At 48.0% G+C, this 20,285-nt stretch carries 16 protein-coding genes, 1 pseudogene and 1 other annotated feature (1 of these 18 running past the window's edge); of the genes and pseudogenes, 7 read left to right on the top strand and 10 right to left on the bottom strand.

The genetic code is table 11. The features are described 5' to 3' along the window. Nucleotides 1-10 precede the first annotated feature (10 nt). Nucleotides 11-208 carry a hypothetical protein gene (locus A2048_05790; protein ID OGP07402.1) on the bottom strand — a complete coding sequence of 66 codons (198 nt, stop codon included), beginning with the start codon at nt 206-208 and terminating at the stop codon, nt 11-13. Between the two features lie 123 nt (nt 209-331). Between A2048_05790 and A2048_05785 the strand changes: the two genes are divergently transcribed. Further along, nucleotides 332-1,633 (top strand): hypothetical protein, encoded by a 1,302-nt coding sequence (locus tag A2048_05785; protein ID OGP07401.1) that lies wholly within the window; start codon nt 332-334, stop codon nt 1,631-1,633. Nucleotides 1,634-2,048: 415 nt separating this feature from the next. Here A2048_05785 and A2048_05780 read toward each other — a convergent pair whose 3' ends face one another. The 9 genes from A2048_05780 to A2048_05740 form a co-directional block, all read right to left on the bottom strand. Next, nucleotides 2,049-3,227 carry a hypothetical protein gene (locus A2048_05780; GenBank protein OGP07400.1) on the bottom strand — a complete coding sequence of 393 codons (1,179 nt, stop codon included), beginning with the start codon at nt 3,225-3,227 and terminating at the stop codon, nt 2,049-2,051. 273 nt (nt 3,228-3,500) lie between these two features. After that, entirely contained in the window at nt 3,501-4,754 is a 1,254-nt protein-coding gene (locus A2048_05775; GenBank protein OGP07399.1) for a hypothetical protein, read from the bottom strand. A 3-nt stretch (nt 4,755-4,757) separates the two neighbouring features. Then, complete coding sequence (locus A2048_05770; GenBank protein OGP07398.1) at nt 4,758-5,870, bottom strand: hypothetical protein; 1,113 nt, start codon at nt 5,868-5,870, stop codon at nt 4,758-4,760. Between the two features lie 53 nt (nt 5,871-5,923). Further along, the gene (locus A2048_05765; GenBank protein OGP07397.1) at nt 5,924-7,324 is read right to left on the bottom strand and encodes a hypothetical protein; all 1,401 of its coding nucleotides are present in this window, start codon (nt 7,322-7,324) and stop codon (nt 5,924-5,926) included. A 181-nt stretch (nt 7,325-7,505) separates the two neighbouring features. Continuing rightward, nucleotides 7,506-7,616: a binding site (cobalamin riboswitch), on the bottom strand. A 157-nt stretch (nt 7,617-7,773) separates the two neighbouring features. Then, the gene (locus tag A2048_05760; protein OGP07396.1) at nt 7,774-9,216 is read right to left on the bottom strand and encodes a glycine dehydrogenase (aminomethyl-transferring); all 1,443 of its coding nucleotides are present in this window, start codon (nt 9,214-9,216) and stop codon (nt 7,774-7,776) included. A gap of 96 nt (nt 9,217-9,312) precedes the next feature. After that, nucleotides 9,313-10,662 carry a glycine dehydrogenase (aminomethyl-transferring) gene (locus A2048_05755; GenBank protein OGP07395.1) on the bottom strand — a complete coding sequence of 450 codons (1,350 nt, stop codon included), beginning with the start codon at nt 10,660-10,662 and terminating at the stop codon, nt 9,313-9,315. A gap of 43 nt (nt 10,663-10,705) precedes the next feature. Then, the gene (locus tag A2048_05750) at nt 10,706-11,098 is read right to left on the bottom strand and encodes a glycine cleavage system protein H (GenBank protein ID OGP07394.1); all 393 of its coding nucleotides are present in this window, start codon (nt 11,096-11,098) and stop codon (nt 10,706-10,708) included. A gap of 90 nt (nt 11,099-11,188) precedes the next feature. Next, entirely contained in the window at nt 11,189-12,289 is a 1,101-nt protein-coding gene (locus tag A2048_05745; GenBank protein ID OGP07393.1) for a glycine cleavage system protein T, read from the bottom strand. A gap of 32 nt (nt 12,290-12,321) precedes the next feature. Then, nucleotides 12,322-13,164 carry a bifunctional 5,10-methylene-tetrahydrofolate dehydrogenase/5,10-methylene-tetrahydrofolate cyclohydrolase gene (locus tag A2048_05740; protein OGP07392.1) on the bottom strand — a complete coding sequence of 281 codons (843 nt, stop codon included), beginning with the start codon at nt 13,162-13,164 and terminating at the stop codon, nt 12,322-12,324. A 113-nt stretch (nt 13,165-13,277) separates the two neighbouring features. Between A2048_05740 and A2048_05735 the strand changes: the two genes are divergently transcribed. The 6 genes and pseudogenes from A2048_05735 to A2048_05710 all read left to right on the top strand — a co-directional run. Then, nucleotides 13,278-14,069, top strand: a complete 792-nt coding sequence (locus A2048_05735; protein OGP07391.1) for a hypothetical protein — start codon at nt 13,278-13,280, stop codon at nt 14,067-14,069. A 13-nt stretch (nt 14,070-14,082) separates the two neighbouring features. Further along, nucleotides 14,083-14,568: a tRNA-specific adenosine deaminase gene (locus tag A2048_05730; GenBank protein ID OGP07390.1), complete on the top strand. Its 486-nt coding sequence runs from the start codon at nt 14,083-14,085 to the stop codon at nt 14,566-14,568. Nucleotides 14,569-14,648: 80 nt separating this feature from the next. After that, nucleotides 14,649-15,005 (top strand): hypothetical protein, encoded by a 357-nt coding sequence (locus A2048_05725; protein ID OGP07389.1) that lies wholly within the window; start codon nt 14,649-14,651, stop codon nt 15,003-15,005. 61 nt (nt 15,006-15,066) lie between these two features. Further along, a complete protein-coding gene (locus tag A2048_05720; protein ID OGP07388.1) occupies nt 15,067-16,368 on the top strand; it encodes a hypothetical protein in 1,302 nt (433 codons plus the stop codon). 56 nt (nt 16,369-16,424) lie between these two features. Next, nucleotides 16,425-17,441 carry a hypothetical protein gene (locus A2048_05715; GenBank protein OGP07387.1) on the top strand — a complete coding sequence of 339 codons (1,017 nt, stop codon included), beginning with the start codon at nt 16,425-16,427 and terminating at the stop codon, nt 17,439-17,441. Nucleotides 17,442-17,481: 40 nt separating this feature from the next. Further along, nucleotides 17,482-20,285, top strand: a pseudogene (locus A2048_05710) (cation transporter); it runs 346 nt beyond the window's last position.

Here is a 20,285-nt window from a genome sequence, read left to right as displayed (position 1 = left end):
TCTCCCCTGCTTAGCTCAAGGGAGAAACAGGCAGATGCCCGCAGGCGGAAATTCTTTTAAATTGTTTTTCCTGCAAACCTGCCCAATAAAGGGGTGGGGAAAGTGCTAAACTTCCCACCCCTTTTTTCTTTTCTTTTTTTCTTTTTTTACCCCCTCCTTTTTTCCTACCAAGGCATTTTTTTGACGAATATCCCTCCACAAGCTTCAAAGCATCTTGAATTTAATTTTTTGATATCAATGATTTACAGGCCATAAAAAAGACAGGCCCTTGGCACAGAGCTTGCTTTCTTTTTGGAGACATTCAGCTTTTCACAACCAAACAGGGGGAACTATGAAAAGATTATTTTATTTCATCTTTATGGGCTTAATGGCCCTTAACACAGCGTGCAGCTCATCAGGAACGAGCTCTTCATCGGATGACAGTGATGATTCATCCGGCGTCGCGTTAGTCAGTGAATTACCTTCAGCCACAAGCCCCGTCACGGACGGTGCCGACGCTTCCATGTCGGCCCTTATGGTGAAAGCCTTGGGGGATAGCACTACCGGTATGCCCCTGGGAACCATCGACAGTGATGATTTTGACAGCGACTCAAGCCAGGCCGCCTGCGAGGCGTTTAACATGAGCAAGACCGCCATCAGCGAAGCGGCACGTGGGGATTTGATCCTCTGCTACATCACCACGACCTTTGACGCCTTTGCCAACACGGAAGGCATCGATATTTATGATGGCGAATACCATGTCTTTGACCTGGACTTCGCGGGGTCAAGCTTTGATGAGGGTGAAGACGCCGGTGGCCCCTCAAAAATCAAATTCAAGGTAGTCAAGGACTCAAGCGGCGCCGTGACCAATTTTGAGATGTTCGCGTGCGGCGACAGTGGGGATGAGAACGAACAGAGCATGTACATCAGCCAAACGATTTCTGGCACTACATTCGCCATGGAAGCGCTCAACATCGGTTCCCAAGGAAGCCAAACGTATAGAGATTCCATCGAGGTCAGCGGGACCCTTGTGGATGGGGAGTTCGTCGATGAGCTTAACGGCGTAGCTACGCCCAAGGTCATCCACATGCAACATGTCTTCGCCGACGAAGAAAACGGCTCTGATTTCTACGGGGACATCACCTTCAATCAGTCCTCGGATAGCGCGACCATCACGGGGTTCATGAGCGGCGCCGGCAGCCACGATGGTGAGTCCTGCAGTTTTACCAACAACCTCTATGCCACCTTGGGCTTAAATGACACCAACTCGGGCGATGATTACAGCATCGGCCTTTTGGAAGTGGGGGACGGCGCCGCCAAAAACGGCTATGTCAGCCAGTGCGGGGAAGGTGACGAAAACACAGGCACAGCCCTTGAAGCCTGGGACGGCACCACGGCCACCGAAGTTGATCCCACTGAATCGGATTACTATACGGAGGCCAATGCCGCCACCCTGGGAGAAGATGCAGAGGAACCCACGATCGCCTTTGCCGGTGATCAGACCGTTGATTGCGAAAATGAGGAAGTGGAGGCTACTGTGGTGTTTGCCGACATTGAAGAAGGCGGGATCGACATCGCCGGAACCTGCAGCAACCTAGAGCTCGGCCACAACCACATCGAGTGCTATCAAATTACGGGAGGTGAGGGCGACTAAGCGCTTAAGGGTACCTCTAAAAACTCGAGTTCATGGTTCGAGAACCTCATAGGCATGTCCGGGTAGGGGCAATTCATGAATTGCCCCTACAAAAATGGACACCCTGAGGCTCTCGAAGGGTCACTCTGCAACAGTTTTTAGAGGTGCCCTTAAGAAAATAAGCTTCAAAAGGCACGGCATCCTTGGCCGTGCCTTTTTTATCCCCTACGCTCGTTGGCTTCGGGGACGCGCCTTGCCGGGTCAAAACCCCGTCCGCCTAAGGCGGACGGAATCTTGGGTCCAGGGCTTGCCCTGGGGTTCATACCGTTGATTTTAGCCCACTGCCAGTCCTCTTTTTTTACACAAACTCTTGAGCAACTCGCTGTCTTTGGGATGAATATGAATGAATTGAACATGCCTGTTGAACACATCCGAATCAACAGGTCGCATCGGAAGACCATGCAGAGCCTTTAAGAGAGCCAAATAAAAAGACAATCACGAAAAGCCCTGAAGCCACAAAAAACGGGGTTGAGGGGGAGAAAACATCAAACAAAAATCCGGCACACAAGGGACCCAAAATACGCCCCAAACTTCCGGCGGATTGATACACGCCCATCGTGGCCCCCTGCTGGCCCACGGGAGCATAGCGTGAAACAAGGCTCATCAGTGAGGGGCTGGTGATGCCGTAGCCTGCGGCCTGTACAGCCGAAAAAAGCACAAATAAAGGAATGGTCCGGGACAGGCCGGCACCACCAAGGGCTAGCATCATTAAAACAGCTCCATAGAGGATGAGTTTTCTTTCCCCAAACTTCTTTGCCAATTTTCCAATACCCCCTCCCTGAATACCCACCATAATCAGCCCCATCAACGCCAGGATAAGCCCCGCATGAAACGCATCCAACCCAAAACGGGACAGAAGAAAAAGGGCAAAGGTTGTTTCCATTTGGGCAATCCCCAAGGTCACAATGAAAAACAAAAGAATGGCCAACCCCGTTTGTGGAGTGGAAATGATTTGAAGCCACATTTCGCGATTAAACCGGTTGCGATGGCTGGCACGCTCACGTTCTGAAAGGGCCGGTTCAACTAAACTCTTAAAGGCAAAAATCAGGTTGATCACACTTAACCCCGCGGCAAACAGGGGCGCTTTGTCATACCCCCATTGGGATAAAATTCCCCCCAATGCCGGCCCAAACAAAAACCCCGCTCCAAAAGCAGCGCCAATCAAGCCCATTCCCTTGGCCCTGTTTTCCGGGGTCGTAATATCAGCGATATAGGCACTGGCCGCAGAAATATTGGCCCCAAAAAATCCGGCAAGAACCCGTGCCACCAACAACCACATAAACGAAGAGGCCATGGCCAACACAACCATGGAAGAACCGATCCCCGCCAAACATATAAGAAGCACGGGCCGACGGCCTATTTTGTCAGAAAGCCTTCCCCAAAAAGGGGAAAACAAAAACTGCATCGCCGAATAACTCATCATCAGCCAACCCACTTCCACGCCTGAAGCTCCAAATGTTTTGGCGTAATAAGGCAGAATGGGAATGACCATCCCAAAACCAAGAAGATCGATAAAGACAACCAGAAAAATAATGAGTAATTGTTTTTTGTTCATGAAATGTGGGGGCGCAATTCATTGCGCCCCTACTGTTTATGAGAAGAGAAAAAAAAAGGGAAGAAAATTTAGTAGTTTCTAGTCGCTCGCTGCTCGTTGTTAGTGGCCCACGTAGGGGCGCCCCTTGGCGCGCCCCACAGGGAAGGGCGCAGCAAGCAGCGCCCGTACGTTGGATTCCGTAAGCGAACTTTATGTTCGCCCGCTTACAGCTAAAACACGGAGGTTCCCCGTTTTCCTACTGACTTCTGAATTCTGTCTCCTGACTCCTTCCCCTCACAATTGCCCGATGGCGATGGAAGTCACCGGCACTTCAATATTGGTATTTGAACCGACAAGATTTCCTGTATCAATATCGTAAACATCAACGCGAGGATTGGAGGCCTGGTCCCCGCTTTGAATCGTACGCCTTCCGATCCATAGTCGACGACGGCTATCAACCCCAATATCCCGCAAATCAGAGCTTTCCGGAATAAGAGATACCGCATCCCCTGCAGCCTCTCCTTCCTCAGCCATCGTGAGGATGGCCGAAGTGAATTCAAAAGTATTCGCATCAAAATTGGACGCAACGATGAACACCTTTTCAAAACCAAAATCCAATCGTTCAACATAACCACCCAAATCATTGTCGTGAATTAAAATAGTGTGATTGGTGTCATTTAAAGGGATAATTTCTACCCCTCCATAGGGCACATGAGGATAATCATTCCCAAATCCGCTAAAGGGAGCCTGAAGCGCCACAAATAGTTTGTTTTCATTTTCGGAATACACAATATCAACAGGGTTTCTGCCCTGTAATGAAATCACACCAACAATGCTGTTGGTTGTTGTGTCAATCACACCAATTTTCCCGGGGGCATTTTGAAGCAGAATATTTGCAGCGTTATTTGTGCCGTAATCTTGAATACAAACATAAAGAAGGTTCCCTACCAACACCATCTTATGAGCCAAAGCTCTTTTGAAACCATCATTAAATAAAAAATTAAAAAAACTCAGTCTTTTTACAACCTGCCCATTATCAAGATTCATGACAATGACATCGCCTGGATTCCCGTTGGCATCTTTGTCTCCAGCGTCCTTTTCAGGATTATACAGGGAAATGTAAGCCAGATTATCAATCACGACAAAGTCTTGGGGGTTGGTACCATCTCCCGTTGAAAACTCAGACTGTGTCCCAAAATTATTCTGTGGATCGAGCACCCGAATATTGTTGCTGCTGGGGCTTTGGGGATCTCCGCCTCCATGAAGCACATAAAGCAGCCCGTCAAAAAGTTTGATATTGGCCTCGGCCCCTAGTTGTTCAACCCCGGAGTTGACAAAAAGACCGATGTTATTTGAATCGGCCAAAAGCAGTTGGCCTGAGGATGAACCAAATTCTGTGGCAAAAAAGAAAACGAACTCAGCCCCTGAATTGAGATCTATTTGATCCAGGTTTTGTCCAATATCAGCCGTTTGTGTGGAAGTAGATCCGCACGACGAAACAAGTAAAACCAAAAAAAACAAAAATACATTTTGAAATTTATTTTTCATATTTTATTCCTCATTCATTCTCCCATTCACAATGGCCACGGCATCCAAATCAAAACCTTGTTTGCCACCCGCTAAACACACAGGGAAGACAAAATCACCTGCCACACAGGTATTTAAGTCTTCAATCAACACATAGCGCGCTTCCTCCAAACCCACATCGTGCAAATCAAACACATCACCCCCTGAAACAAGCGGATTTCGCGGTTGATTCACATCACCCAAGGGAAAAGCCCCGGCGCATCCCGTATATTCTCCATTCCCATCTTCATCAAAACCATCGCAAGGGAAGGCAATGAAGTTCTCTCCGTCTTCACTTACTAAAACTTGCGCCCGCTCGGCAAAAAAATTCGGACCAAGGGGATTTTCAAAAATGGTGAAATCCGTCCCCTGTCCATCCACAATGACATAACCCCGAAAATGAATGAGAATCGATCCCCCACTTCCCAAGCTTAACAATCCGCCATCCCCTGGCGAACCACTGATGTTTTGAGGATATCCATCCTGCCCAAAGCCGGCCCCGCGTCCATAAGTGACCCGGGTCTCGTCATCGTCCGAAATAAAGGCATCATTTGGATCACCGGGTTCTTCAGATTCATTCCCTTCAAGAGGGGGTGGGGGCGGCTGGCCGGCAGGAACATGGCCAGGCCTTGGTTCAACCACAACGGGAATAGATCCTGATTTCCCCAAAAAATAAACATGAACCCGGGTTTGCCCTGGAGAACTTCCCATCACACGTCCATTTTCAGAAACAGAAGCCACGGCATGGTCTGCAATGGCCCAAAAAACGCGGCCCCAAGTCTGATTGATACGAAACAACTGCGTCACCCTGGGATAAACACTTCCATCCGCCATCACAACAGTCACCGATGGCTGACCGGCCTCCCCCACTTTTAACCGGATACCTTCGGAAGAAGGATGAACAATCAAAAAAGAGACCGTCAGGGAAGGATCGGCGTTGTCATTGATATTCTTGCTACCATCGCCATCTTCATCCTGAGCAAATAAATCATCACCGGCGTTTTCATGAGCCCCATCCCCACAACCCGCAAACAAAAGGGCAAAAAGAAAAAGGGAAATAAGATTTTTAATTGTTTTGATCATTCCTTGTTTCTTCATTCCCTCTCCCTTGAGGGGAGAGGGTTAGGGAGAGGGTGACAATTTGGAGCGGATTAAAATCCCACCACCGCCGCAGGAGGCAAACCGCCCTCCATCATTTGAGGTCGCGTATCAATGAGGACATGGCCTTCTCCGCCTTGGGGATCGACTTCCACCACCGCCCAAGTGGCTAGATCATTGCGTTCCGTGATGAGAACATGATCCACTTCTTGAGCATGAACCGTCGTCAGATCCGAGGCAAAGGCCCCGCTGGCGTAGACTTGCAAGACTTCCAGCACCCCATCCTCAGCAGCACTCAAGGGTACGCGCGCAACCACGGTCGGGAAACCCGAACCGACGAAAGCGTCATCCCCGCTGACGGCCACAAGACCGGGAGCAAACGCATCGAAAGCATCCGCAGGGAGGAAGCCCCCCAGCAGAGCCACAGGATCAATCATCTCCACGCCGCCCGCATCGTCATTAAAATTACCAGTCTGGGCAATCACAAAAGAAGCACCATGGGAATCCATCCTCGCAGGATTGGACCCTTCAAGCTCAACACTTAAGGCATTATCATCCACATTTCTCAATGTCCCGGGCTGAACGACTTGGAAATTGTCATCCTGATGTTGAAGGGCGGTATAGCATTGATCTTCTCGGCAGCCGACGGCTGAGACCCGAGGATTGACGGGCGAATCGGGGCTCAGATCGATGCCACCCATATCCTCCCCTGTATCGCGATCCACGAAAACAACATCCCTTCGGCCAATCATCTCCGCTTCCATCGGATCGGGATTGTAGAAGGAGATCACCGCACGGCCTTGATCGTCGCAGGCCACCCCTTGAGGGTTTGAGGTTGGAGCAAATTGCCGGGTCCAAAGGGGCTGGCTCAGATCGGCTTTGTTATACGCCAAAACGCGCCCATCGCCACGACTCACCACAAACACATCATCCCCGCAAGAGCTTAAGGCCGTATCTTGATGCGTGAGCACATCGGGGACATTTTCAAAGCGGCCTTCTGTAAGATTCCAGAATTTGGTAACGGCATTGGAGCCAGGTTCATAAGAAGACAGAGCCACCGCTACATGAGTCTGTACAAGAGGTACCGGAGGAGGATTTGCTCCATCAGGGCTTCCATCCGATGAACCTCCATCCACAATAGTTCCACCTGTTCCACCCGACCCCGCAACACCTCCGGCACCACCTATTCCACCGGTTCCACCCAAACCTCCTGTGCCGCCATTTCCTCCTGATCCATCAGCAACAACCACACTCCCATCAAGAGACATATTGGCATCGGCTGGTGTAAAAGCAGCATCTGCACGGCCGGCCTCAGGATCAACAGATGCTTCAGGGACAGGATTTCCTTCCGTCCCACCAGTGCCTGTATCTTCATCCGGCATCCAATAGACCCCCCCTCGTCCTCTTCCGGGGGTTTCTGCACAAAAAAGACCAACGGAATTAATTGCTGACATAAATTTCCTCCTTGTCCGGCCTATGCTCAAAGAGCGAAGGCGGACTCATTAATAAATTAAATTGTTGAAGGAGAAACAAAACCCAAAGACATCCGAATGGATGGGCTTGAAGGAGGTTTTGTGTCTCTCGCACAGGATGTAGGGCGATCCTTGTGATCGCCTATGAAGGGCGAATACAAGATTCGCCCCTACAACATTGGATAGGTATCCTGACTTACCCCGAAGGGATTACAGTGGCGGGACCGCGCTGGACTCTCACCAGCTTCCCCTAACCCAACGGAGGGTCATTTTCATGATGGGATGGATTTGTCAAGATGGATAAAATTTTATCCTCTCTTTTCCCCCTTTAAAAAAGGGGGAATCAAAGGGGGATTTTCCTCGTATAAAACGGGGCCGGGATCAAATCCCCCTTAATCCCCCTTTTTTAAAGGGGGATAGAATACGGGAAATTATGCTCTTAACTTTGGTTTCATTACCGCGCGCGTCTCATCCAAACGGCGGACGGGGGTATTGTGGGGGGCCTCTTTGAGGAGAGTGGGATTTGCGGTCACTTCATGCACAATGGTGCGAAGCGCTTCCACAAACTGGTCGAGGGTGGCTTTGTTTTCGGTTTCGGTGGGCTCGATCATGAGTGAACCGGGAACAATGAGCGGAAAATACACCGTGGGCGCATGAAAGCCGTAGTCCAAAAGGCGTTTGGCAATATCCAAGGTTTTAATTTCGGTGCCTTTGAGGAATTTGTCCGAAAAAATCACCTCGTGCATGCTGGGCGCTTCGTAGGCCAGGGGAAGAAGATCTTTTAAGCGCGAACGCAGATAATTGGCGTTCAGCACCGCCAACTGCGCCACTTTTTTCACTCCATCGGGGCCCAACTCGCGAATGTAAGTGTAGGCGCGAACGAACATGCCGAAATTCCCGAAGAAGGCCCGCACACGGCCGATGCTCTTGGGGCATTGGGTTTCTAAATGATATTTATCGCCCTGCTTCACAATCGTGGGTGTCGGTAAATAAGGCTCTAAAATTTTCTTCACCACCACAGGCCCGGAACCAGGGCCACCCCCGCCATGCGGGGTCGTGAATGTCTTGTGCAGATTGTAATGCATGCAATCCACACCCATGTCCCCCACGCGGGCCATGCCCATGAGGGCATTCATGTTGGCGCCATCGCAATAAAGGAGCGCGCCTTTGGCATGGAGCCTATCGGCAATTTTTTGGATATTTTTTTCGAACAACCCAATGGTTGAAGGATTGGTAACCATAAGGCAGGCCACTTCTTCATCAAGAAGCGGGGCCAAGGCATCGGCATGCAAAATGCCGTCCTTGTCGGTTTTCATGGTGACCACTTGATAACCACAAATGGCGGCTGAAGCAGGGTTGGTCCCATGGGCCGAATCGGGAATGATGATTTTCTTTCGCGGATTGCCCCGGTCTTCGTGATAGGAACGAATCATCAAAAGCCCGGTAAGCTCGCCATGGGCGCCGGCGGCAGGCTGAAGCGTACAGGCATCCATTCCGGCAATTTCGCAAAGATAATTTTGCAGGTGATACATCAGCTCCAAATTCCCCTGCATGAATTCTTCTTCCTGATACGGATGGGTCAGGGCAAAACCGGGAAGACGCACCACCTCTTCGTTGATGCGCGGATTATACTTCATGGTGCAGGAACCGAGCGGATAAAAAGCGGTGTCGATGCTGAAATTCCATTGGGAAAGACGCGTGAAATGCCGGACCGCATCGAATTCGGAAACCTCGGGAAGTTTGGCCTTTTCCTTGCGTAAATAATTCTGGGGGATCACCTCGGCCGGATTAACTTCAGGAGTCTGGGTTTCAGGAAGTGAGAATCCTTCACGACCAGGGGAGGAAATTTCAAATAATGTGGGTTCTTGGTGCATATTTTTCTATATGTACTGAAACCAGTCCCTTCGACTTCGCTCAGGGACCGCTCGAGTGGTCACCGAGCGGAGTCGAGGTGCCTGTCACGTAAGCATCTATGACACAGCTTTTTTTAATTCACTCACCAACAAATCAATCTGCTCTTTGGAGTTCATTTCTGTCACACAAACAAGCACGGCGTCTTTAAGTTCCTTGTAATAACGGGGCAGCCAAATGCCGGCAAAAATCCCTCTTTTCTTCAACCCGGCTAAAACATTCTGCGCATCGGGCAAACAGATGACAAATTCATTAAAGGTCGGCCCATCAAAAAGAAGCTTCACCTTGCCAGTCGCCGTAAGCGCCTCTTTGGCATAAGTGGCACGCGATAAATTAATTTGAGCCAGACGAGTCAGCCCTTCTTTTCCCATAAGAGACAAATAAATGGTGCTCATGAGCGCACACAGGCCCTGATTGGTGCAGATGTTGGAAGTGGCCTTTTCACGACGGATGTGTTGTTCGCGCGTTGAAAAAGTAAGGACAAATCCCCTCTTCCCATCGACATCCACCGTTTCCCCCACAATGCGGCCCGGCATGGCTCGTATGTATTTTTGCTGCGTGGCAAAAAGCCCCAGATAGGGGCCTCCAAAACTAAGCCCCACACCAAAGCTTTGCCCTTCGGCAACGGCAATATCAGCGCCCACAGAACCGGGAGGGTTTAAAAGTGCCATCGAAAGGGGTTCAGAAGCCACAGTGATAAAAATTGTTTTTTCATCCTGTTTGGTGCGCGCCCCTATTTTTTGAAGATCTTCAATCACCCCAAAGAAATTGGGGGATCCAACCATCACCGCACCCACAGAGGCATCACACTTGGCTTCAAAATCATTCCAATCCAAACTTCCATCTTTGGCATAACCCACTTCAACGATTTCGTAACCGAAACGGGAAAGATAAGTCCTCATCACCTTGCGGTATTGCGGATGCACCGACCGGGCCACCAGGGCTTTTTTGCGGCCATTCAAACGGGCCGACATAAGAAGCGCCTCTGCACAACCGGTGGAGGCATCGTAGTTGGAGGCATTGGCAATCTCCATGCCCGTCAACTCGCAAATCATGGTCTGAAATTCAAAAAGGGCCTGGAGGGTTCCCTGACTTACTTCGGGCTGGTAGGGAGTGTAGGCTGTAAAAAATTCACCCCGGTTGATGAGTTGCGAAATGGGTGATGGGACATAGTGGTTGTAAGCCCCGCCTCCCAAAAATGAAACGGTATCACGCACGGAAACGTTCTTTTTGGAAAGCCGCAGCATTTCAGAACGTAATTCCATTTCGGAAAGAGCCTTGGGCAGGTTAAGAGCACGCTTCAACCGCAACTCTTCAGGGATGCTCTCAAAAAGCGCATCGACAGAATCTTTGCCGATCACCTGGAGCATGTCTTTGATATCTTGTTTTGTATGAGGGAGGTAACGCATGATTGACGTAGGGGCGGTTCGTGAACCGCCCTTACAAAAACATCTATATCTTTCCTTCGTCCTTCAAATAGGCCTCGTAGGCTTTGGCATCCAACAAACCTTCCAATTCTTTTGGATGGGTCAATTCAAGCTTAATCAACCAACCTTCGTTGTAACAGTCTTCGTTCACCAAGCCGGGGCTTTCAATCAAAGTGCTGTTAAATTCAAGAACTTTACCAGATACAGGTACATAGACATCGCTTACCGATTTGACCGACTCAACGACACCAAAAGTTTCATTCTTGGCAAAAAGGGCTCCTTCTTTGGGGAGTTCAACCATCACCACATCCCCCAACTGTTCCTGGGCAAAATCGGTAATGCCCACAACGGCCTTGTTTCCATCCAAACGAATCCATTCATGCTCTTTGGTGTAACGTAATTCTTTATTAATCTCCATAATTCCTCCTGTAAAAATCTCCCTCTTTCCCCTTTTATCACCGCGTAGCGGGATCCCGTATGCGGGATTAAAGGGGGGATGAAGGGGGATTTAAGAATTTTCAAAACTTTTCTTATAAAATGGAAGCCCCACAACTTTGGCCGCTCTTTTTTGCCCACGCATTTCAATTTGAAGCGTGTTTCCTTCGGTAGCATGCGTCTTTTCAACAAGAGCCAATCCTATCGGCTTTTGTAATGTTGGCGAAAAAGTACCGCTGGTGACCGCCCCCACTTTTTGGTCGCCGGCATAAACAGGATATCCCTGCCGTGGAATGCCCTGATCGATCATATCCAAACCGACAAGTTTACGCTGGCATCCGTTTTTGTGAATTTGGGTGAGGGCTTCTTTGCCAATAAAATCTTCTTTGTCAAGTTTGACCACCCAACTTAAGCGTGCCTCAAAGGGATTAATGGTCTTGTCAATTTCATGCCCATAAAGAGAGAGCGCTGCTTCCAAACGTAAACTGTCGCGCGCGCCCAGCCCAATGGGGGTCAACCCATAAGTTTTGCCCGTCTCCAAAAGAGTTTGCCAAACATAGGGGGCATCTCCCCAAGCTCCATAAATTTCAAAACCATCTTCACCCGTGTATCCTGTGCGTGAAAGAATGATTTTCTTGCCACGCAAAATGGTTTCGCAAAATTGAAACGTGGCCAAACGATATAAAGGCATTGAAACAAGAGGGGTTAAAATTCCTTCTGCAAGAGGGCCTTGAAGGGCTAATTGATAATACTCTGAGCTCAAATTTTCGATGGAGACATCAAAATCTCCCTTATGCGCCACAAACCAATCGTAATCTTTGTCGGTATTGCTGGCATTGACCACAATCAAGAATTTAAATGGAGTGATCTGATAGGTAATTACATCATCAACGACTCCCCCATCTTCATAGCAACACACCGAATATTGGCAACGGCCGTCACCAATGCGATCCAAATTATTGGTTGTGACATAGTTCACAAATTTCTTGGCGTCTTTACCTGACACCATGATTTCCCCCATGTGGCTAATATCAAAAAGACCGGCACGGGTACGAACGGCATTATGTTCTTCGATAACACCGGTGTATTGCACGGGCATTTCCCAACCGCCAAACTCAACCATTTTGGCGCCCAGTTTTTTGTGAAATTCATAGAGAGGTGTTCGTTTTAACATTCTATCCTGTAGGGACAATCCTAGGATTGTCCTTACACCATTTCTGCAGCCTCCACCGTGTTGGCCATCAGCATGATAATTGTCATTGGGCCCACGCCACCTGGCACGGGAGTAATCCAGGATGCAATCGGCGCCACTTCTTCAAAATGAACATCGCCTGCCAATTTTCCATTGGGCAAGCGATTAATCCCCACATCAATCACCACCGCGCCGGGCTTCACCCAACTGCCACGCACAAAATGGGTCTTGCCTACGGCCGCAACAACAATATCAGCCTGGCGCACTACTTGTTCAATGTTTTTGGTTTGCGAATGACACACCGTCACCGTGGCATTGGCGGCTAGTAACATAAGAGCCACCGGTTTTCCAACAATATTACTGCGCCCGACAACCACGGCATGTTTCCCGGCCAGGGGGATTTTTGTTTCCTCCAATAATTTCATCACTCCATAAGGGGTGCAAGGTCTCAAGCCAGGGCGGCCAATAACCAGATTGCCCACATTCACAGGATGAAACCCATCCACATCTTTTAAAGGGTTGATCGCCTCCAGAATTTTTTCAGAATGAATGTGTTTGGGAAGGGGTAACTGAACCAGAATGCCATGCACCTGCGAGTCGTCGTTTAAATCATGAACTAATTTGAGAAGGGCTTCTTCCGTGGTGCTTGCGGGTAAATGATGATGAAGCGACCGCATGCCAAGCTCTTGGCAGGTGGCATTTTTATTTTTGACATAAACATGCGAAGCCGGGTCCTCTCCCACCAAAATCGTGGCCAAGCCGGGAGTAATGCCTTTTTCCTTAAGATCTTCCACACGGGCTTTGATTTCCTGCTTTAATCTTTGGGCCACTGCTTTACCGTCAATCATTTGAACCATGGGCCGTAATTAAAATTTGCGTGGCTTAACGTCAATCAGAAAAAAAATAATTTGAGGATTTATATAAAAATGTGCCACACAGTGTTACTTACAATGGAATAAACGGAGGGCTTATGACAAATCAACCCAAACTCGCCCTTGTCACCGGGGGCATCAAAGGGACCGGCAAGGAAATTGTAAAACAATTCGTCGACCAAGGCGTTCATGTCGTTACGAATTACCGGAAGGATATCGAAGGAGCCAAGGCTTTTGAAGCCGAGATGGCCCTTCGGCTCCGCTCAGGGACCACCCAAGTGCATGCCTTTCAGGCCGACATGGGAGAGCCCGAGCATGTGGGCAAGCTCTTTGATTTCATCAAAGAAAAATATGGTTATCTGGATTATTTTGTCGCCAACGCGGCAGCCACGGCCTTCAAGCCCCTTTTGGAAATCAAACCCCATCATATAGAGAAAACCTTTGCCATTACTGTGACCGGGTTTGTCATCGGCTGCCAACGTTCATCCGAGCTCATGAAAGGGCGAAACGGGAAAATTGTGGCCATTTCCGGCTATGACACGCACACCTATCTCCCCCGCCATGGTGTTTTGGGCGCCGCCAAATCCGCGATGGAAACTTTGGTGAAATATTTTGGTGTGGAACTGGCTCCACTTGGAATTAACGTCAATGCCGTCAACCCGGGATTTTTGGCCACAACCTCCACGCAAATTTATATGGGGGCTGAATATGAAAGAATTAAAAAATTAAACGGGCAAATCACTCCGCGCGGGCGGGTCACCGACGGAAAAGATATTGCCGATATCACCCTGTTTTTGTGTTCGGATAAAGCCGATTGGATTTGTGGTCAGACAATAAGGGCCGATGGTGGGCTTTCACATATTCAACCGATGGCATTGCCGGAGAAATAATTTTTTTTACGTGATGCAAAAAAATCAAAATACAGATGAACAGTTCATGCGCTTGGCCATTGCCAAGACCAAGCTTGGCATTCAAAAAGGGCAAACGCCTTTTGGGGCCGCCATTGTCAAAAAGGGTAAACTCGTTGTCTGTGTTCACAACATGGTGTGGGCCACCACCGACATCACTTCCCACGCAGAAATCCACGCCATCCGCAAAGCCTGCAAAAAATTAAAAACCATCGATCTTTCCGGTTGCACCCTTTATTCAACCTGTGAACCCTGCCCCATGTGTTTTTCTGCCTGCCATTGGGCCCGCATCGATAAAATCATTTGCGGAGCCACAATTAAGGATGCAAAAGCCTGCGGATTTCATGAGCTGGCCCTTTCCAATGACCAAATGAAAAAATGGGGTAAAAGCAGCATCCAAATTCAAAAAAATCTTCTAGCCAAAGAATGCAGAGCCCTTTTCCTGCTCTGGGCCAAAGAAGCAAAATCTAAAAAATACTAATAATTTCATATATTTATATATTATTTATTTCTGGTTCTTGACGGTATAAAAATTTCCCCTTACACTGAACACTGTTTTTTATGAAAAAATTTTTCAAAATCATTCTGGCCGGGCTCTTAGGAATCAGCCTTCTTTTAGCAGGCCAAGGTTATTGTCTAAAAGCCTTTTGCCCCATGGCTTCAATAACCAGCACAGATTGCTGCCACGATTCTGCATCCAGTTTTGCTTATGCAAACCACTGTTGTGAAACCCAGGACCATGTCTCCGTTCTTTCACCAGCCACTCCGCTTACAAAATCAACCCAGGAATATTCTTTCTTGGGGGCTCAATTGGAAACGCCCCTTGTCTTCTCCACACTTGTTTCAGGCAAGATGAATTTGCTTCCTCAAAAAATCCTTCATGTGCCTGACAGGTTTTCTTCCGTCCTCCGTATTTAGTCTACACATCCTTCATAAAATTTTAATTTTGTTTAAATTAACACGAGAGAAGTGTATTTTTATGCTTCGCTACAGAAACATGCATAAATACTTGTTCACAATCATAAGCCTTTCCAGCCTTTTAATCTCAAGCCAATCAAAGGCCACCACTTTAGAAGAACTTATTGGGGAAGTTGTTTCTGTTCATCCGCAAATAAAGGAAGCCAAATGGGATGCCAACGCCAGCCGTCAGGACAAAAAGATGGAAGCCTGGTTGGACGACCCCATGGGGATGGTGGAATTTGAAGAAGTGCCCTTCCGCAAAAAAAGTTTGGGGAATGCAGGGATGACCAATTTTAGCGTCAGTCAGGAAATTCCTTTCCTCGGCACTTTAATCACCAAGGCCGGCGCCGCCAAAAAGGAATGGCTTTCAAAAAAAGCGATGGTTGATTCAGCGACACGTGAAATCATTTTCGAAACCAAAAAAACCTATTTTGAACTTTTGGCCGTCACAAACAAAAAACAGAGTGCCGAAAAAATGCTGCAAAGTCTGGCTGGCATTTCTTCATCCTTAGAAACACAATATAAAAGTACACTGGCCCAAAAACCGGCCACTTCAGAAATGAATCCGGGAAATGAGCCGACGATGAAGGGCGGCACGGCTTCCGATCTCTTAATGGCCAAAATGAAGCAAGCCGAAGCTAAAACACAGGTTCACGATCTAAGCCATCAACTAGATGCCCTGAGAGCCAAGCTGAATTTACTAAGGGGCAAGGATCCGGAAGCTTCCCTGGGAACGCTTGCCAAGCCAAAACGAAAAACCCTTAAATCCAATGCGGAAGACATTCTTGAAAAAATACTCAAACAAAATAGCGATCTCCAAAGTGTGGAATTCATGTTCCAAAAAGCCAAAAAAGATTTAACCGTAGCCAAACTTTCCTATATCCCCACCCTGGAACCAAGCTTCACCTACAATCAAAGACAGGACATGGAGAATGCCTACACCCTGGGTGTAGGGTTTAATATTCCCCTATGGGTCAACAAAAAATCCGCAGAAACCAAAAAAGCCCATGCTGAAAAAAAACGTGCGGAAAACACCCTTGCCAGTACCGTTTTAAACGTAAAAGAAGAATTTTATTATTTGTACCATCATGCCCATGAGCATTCCAAAATCGTGGGCACTTACGAAAACGAAATTCTTCCCCTGGCCAAAAGCAGCATGAGTTTAGCCCTGCAGGAATACAAAACCGGCCTCTCTTCAGGCCCCAATGTACTCCAAAAAATAATTTCGTATGAACAGGCCAATCAAATGTATTGGAACATGTGGTTCGATTACCAAATGGAATATGCCTTGCTGGAAAAATTGACGGGAGAGGATTTGTAAAAATTGTTCGGATGTTCGGACGTGCCGATGTCCGGAAGTTTTAAAACGGAGAAAATATGAATAAAAAATTGAAAATAATTGTCGCCTGTCTTGTCATGGCAGGGCTTGCCTATGCCTTTGATTTGTTCGGCTTAAGAACAAAGATGCTCAAAAGGTCGCCTTCATCCGCACATCCGCACGTCCGCACATCCGAACAAAAAATCGAATACTACACCTGCTCCATGCATCCTCAAATACACATGGATGAGCCCGGGAATTGCCCGATTTGTGGAATGACCCTGGTTCCTGTGTATGCCCAGGAAGACACAAAGGGAGCAGGCCTTGTCATTTCCCCTTATCAACAACATTTGGTGGGGCTTGCTACAGAAACAGCGGCTCTCCGCCAGTTAACAAAAAAAATTACGACCACCGGACGTGTTGCTTTTGATCCAGAACTGGCCACAGCCATTGCCGAATATCTGGAATTTTCGAAAAATGTCCCCTCTTTAAAAGAAGCTGCGGCCATACGATTAAAAACGATGGGGCTCACCCAGGATGAAATTAAAAATCTGAATGAAAAAACGGCCGCCCAATATTATCAACCCCAGGAAAACATCCATTGGATTTATGCCACCATTTTTGAAAATGAAACTTCCCTGATTAAACCGGGAACCAAGGCCCTCATCAATTTTCCATGGAATCAGGAAACATGGGAAGGCATTGTTGATGGTGTGGATACCCGTTTGGATCCCCAAACACGCTCGGCAAAAGTACGCATCAAAATATCCGAGGGTCCTGCGCTTAAACCGGACACCTTTGTCACCGTTCATTTTGAGATTTTAATGGGCGAAAAACTGGCCATCCCCCAAACATCCATTATAGACACGGGCACACGCCGCATTGCCTTTGTGATGCACCAGGATAATCGTGTCACCCCGCGTGAAATACATACGGGGCTTGAATCAAACGATTTTGTCGAAATTTTGCACGGCCTGACCGAAGGTGAAAAAGTGGTGAGCAAAGCCAGTTTTCTGGTTGATTCAGAAACACAATTGAAGGGAATCATGGAAGTGGAAAGCATCCACCAACATTAAAGGTGTAGGGACTCCGCGATGCGGAGTCCCTACCGTAAAAATGATCGAAAAAATCATTGAGTTTTCGGCGAAAAACAAATACCTCGTCCTGGCTTTTATAAGCATTCTGGTCGGCATCGCCATTTGGTGTACCAAAAACATGCCGTTGGATGCCCTTCCCGATCTTTCGGACACCCAGGTCATTATTTATTCAAAATGGGATCGAAGCCCGGACGTCATCGAAGACCAAGTCACCTACCCCATTATCACGGCCCTGTTGGGGGCCCCCAAGGTAAGGGCCATTCGTGGCCAGTCCGATTTTGGATTTTCCTATGTCTATGTCATTTTTGAGGATGGCACCGACATTTATTGGGCGCGTTCGCGAACACTGGAATATCTTTCCAAAATCACTCCCAATTTGCCGGCGGGAGTAAAAACGGAAATGGGTTCGGATGCCACGGGCCTTGGATGGGTCTTTCAATATGCCCTTCGCGACAAGTCGGGTAAAAATAATTTGCAGGAATTAAGATCGCTCCAAGATTGGAATTTGCGGTTTCAACTTCAAAGTGTGCCGGGCGTTGCCGAGGTGGCCTCCGTTGGCGGTTTTGTAAAACAATATCAGGTCAACATCGATCCCCAAAACCTTCTTTCATTTAACATCCCTTTAACGCACGTCATGGACGCCATTCGTAAATCCAACAATGATGTCGGGGGAAGGATTGTCGAATGGAGTGGGCGTGAATACATGGTGCGTGGTCGTGGTTATCTAAAATCACCGGAAGACATTGAAAATATCGTGGTCAGGCACGATCCAAAAAATCAGGCCCATGTCTTAATCAAACATCTTGCCCACGTGGAAATAGGCCCCGACATTCGCCGTGGCGTTGCCGAGCTTAATGGAGAAGGTGAATCGGTCGGGGGCATTGTCATCATGCGATCAGGGGAAAATGCCCTCAAGATCATCACCCAGATCAAGGCCAGACTTAAAGAATTAAAATCGTCGCTCCCTGAAGGAGTTGAAATTATCACGGTGTATGACCGGTCCGACTTGATCAAGCGGGCCATTGACACCCTTAAAAACACACTCATCGATGAAATGATCATTGTCAGTTTGGTTATTCTTGTATTTTTGTGGCACATCCCCTCGGCCTTGGTTCCCATTTTTACCATCCCTATTTCTGTTTTTCTGGCCTTCATTCCCATGTATTTGATGGGGCTTACGTCCAACATCATGTCGCTGGCCGGCATTGCCATTTCAATCGGCGTGTTGGTGGATGGTGCCATTGTTGAAGTGGAAAACGCCTACAAAAGATTGGAGGAGTGGCAAACCTCCGGACGCAAGGGTGATTTTCATGAAATCCGCCTCAAAGCCCTCAAGGAAGTGGGGCCCTCGGTTTTCTTTTCGTTGCTTGTGATTGCTGTGGCTTTTATTCCTGTATTTTCCCTGGTGGATCAACAGGGAAGACTATTCAAACCGCTGGCTTTTTCAAAAAACCTGGCCATGGCCTTGGCCGCTTTTCTTGCCATTACCCTGGACCCGGCCATGCGCATGCTGTTTACCCGGATGGACCCCCTTAAATTAAAAAACAAGATCATCAACAAACTGGCCAATGCCACACTGGTCGGCACTTATTACCCGGAAGAAAAACATCCGGTAAGCCGCCTCTTATTTAAAATTTATGAGCCCGCATGCCGCTATGTTCTTTACCACAAGAAAAAAACACTCGTGGGAGCATTTCTTCTTTTTTTAACCGTCATCCCTGTTTTCATGAATCTGGGTTTTGAGTTCATGCCCCATTTAAATGAGGGGACCCTTTTGTACATGCCCATTTCCATTCCTGGCATTTCAACAACAGAGGCGGCCAAGTCCCTTGCTATCCAGGATCAAATCTTGAAATCAATTCCTGAAGTCGAATCGGTTTTTGGAAAAGTGGGCCGGGCGGACACCGCCACCGACTCAGCCCCATTCTCAATGGTCGAAACAACGGTTGTCTTAAAACCCGAAGACCAGTGGCGTAAAAAAGACCGCTGGTATTCATTTTTACCCACAGGCATGCAAACCTTTTATCGCTGGCTGTGGCCGGACTATATAAGCTGGAAAGAACTCACCGCTGAAATGACCCAAAAAATGCAGATGGTCGGATGGACCAATGCCTCGTTTGTCATGCCCATTCAGAACAGGGTGACCATGATTTCAACGGGCATCCGGTCACAGCTTGGGATAAAAATTTCCGGCCCCGATCTTAAAACCATTGAATCCATTGGCCAGAAAATAAAGCCCCTTCTTGAATCGGTCCAAGGCACGCAATCCGTTTTTGCCGAACCCGTCACTCAGGGGTATTTTCTGGATTTTGACATCAACCGTACCGAATTGGCGCGTTACGGCTTAACCATGGAAGATGCTCAAACCATCATTACTTCAGCCATTGGGGGTGAAGCCATCACCACCACCATTGAAGGCCGCGAACGTTACACAGTCAATCTTCGATATGCCCGTGAATTAAGGGACGATCTGGATGAAATAAAACGCGTTCTTGTTCCCACACCCTCGGGCGCCCAAATTCCCATTGGATTTATCGCCAATATTCATAAAACTTTGGGGCCTTCCATGATCCGGAATGAAAACGGGATGCTCGTGGGTTATATTTTCATCTCACTAAAAAATCGCGATCCGGGAACTTATATCAATGACGCCCAAAAAATTCTTCAATCACAACTTGAAATTCCTGCCGGATACACTTTTCGCTGGAGTGGTGAATACGAAAGTACCATCCGATCTGTTGAGCGTTTAAAAATCATCATCCCTTTAACGCTCATTCTTATTTTTGTCCTTCTTTACTTTAATACACGCTCCGTCATTGATAC

This window comes from Deltaproteobacteria bacterium GWA2_45_12, from assembly GCA_001797365.1.
Lineage (GTDB): Bacteria > UBA10199 > UBA10199 > UBA10199 > UBA10199 > UBA10199.
Note: the sequence above shows the minus strand (reverse complement) of the source record. Positions and strands in the feature narration are given on the sequence as shown.

Coding starts and splice junctions, on each gene's coding strand:
- A2048_05750 (OGP07394.1), bottom strand. CDS start 11,098: ATGGAGATTAATAAAGAATTACGTTACACCAAAGAGCATGAATGGATT.
- A2048_05725 (OGP07389.1), top strand. CDS start 14,649: ATGAAAAAATTTTTCAAAATCATTCTGGCCGGGCTCTTAGGAATCAGC.
- A2048_05720 (OGP07388.1), top strand. CDS start 15,067: ATGCTTCGCTACAGAAACATGCATAAATACTTGTTCACAATCATAAGC.
- A2048_05755 (OGP07395.1), bottom strand. CDS start 10,662: ATGCGTTACCTCCCTCATACAAAACAAGATATCAAAGACATGCTCCAG.
- A2048_05760 (OGP07396.1), bottom strand. CDS start 9,216: ATGCACCAAGAACCCACATTATTTGAAATTTCCTCCCCTGGTCGTGAA.
- A2048_05765 (OGP07397.1), bottom strand. CDS start 7,324: ATGTCAGCAATTAATTCCGTTGGTCTTTTTTGTGCAGAAACCCCCGGA.
- A2048_05785 (OGP07401.1), top strand. CDS start 332: ATGAAAAGATTATTTTATTTCATCTTTATGGGCTTAATGGCCCTTAAC.
- A2048_05770 (OGP07398.1), bottom strand. CDS start 5,870: ATGAAGAAACAAGGAATGATCAAAACAATTAAAAATCTTATTTCCCTT.
- A2048_05715 (OGP07387.1), top strand. CDS start 16,425: ATGAATAAAAAATTGAAAATAATTGTCGCCTGTCTTGTCATGGCAGGG.
- A2048_05780 (OGP07400.1), bottom strand. CDS start 3,227: ATGAACAAAAAACAATTACTCATTATTTTTCTGGTTGTCTTTATCGAT.
- A2048_05730 (OGP07390.1), top strand. CDS start 14,083: ATGCAAAAAAATCAAAATACAGATGAACAGTTCATGCGCTTGGCCATT.
- A2048_05745 (OGP07393.1), bottom strand. CDS start 12,289: ATGTTAAAACGAACACCTCTCTATGAATTTCACAAAAAACTGGGCGCC.
- A2048_05775 (OGP07399.1), bottom strand. CDS start 4,754: ATGAAAAATAAATTTCAAAATGTATTTTTGTTTTTTTTGGTTTTACTT.
- A2048_05740 (OGP07392.1), bottom strand. CDS start 13,164: ATGGTTCAAATGATTGACGGTAAAGCAGTGGCCCAAAGATTAAAGCAG.
- A2048_05735 (OGP07391.1), top strand. CDS start 13,278: ATGACAAATCAACCCAAACTCGCCCTTGTCACCGGGGGCATCAAAGGG.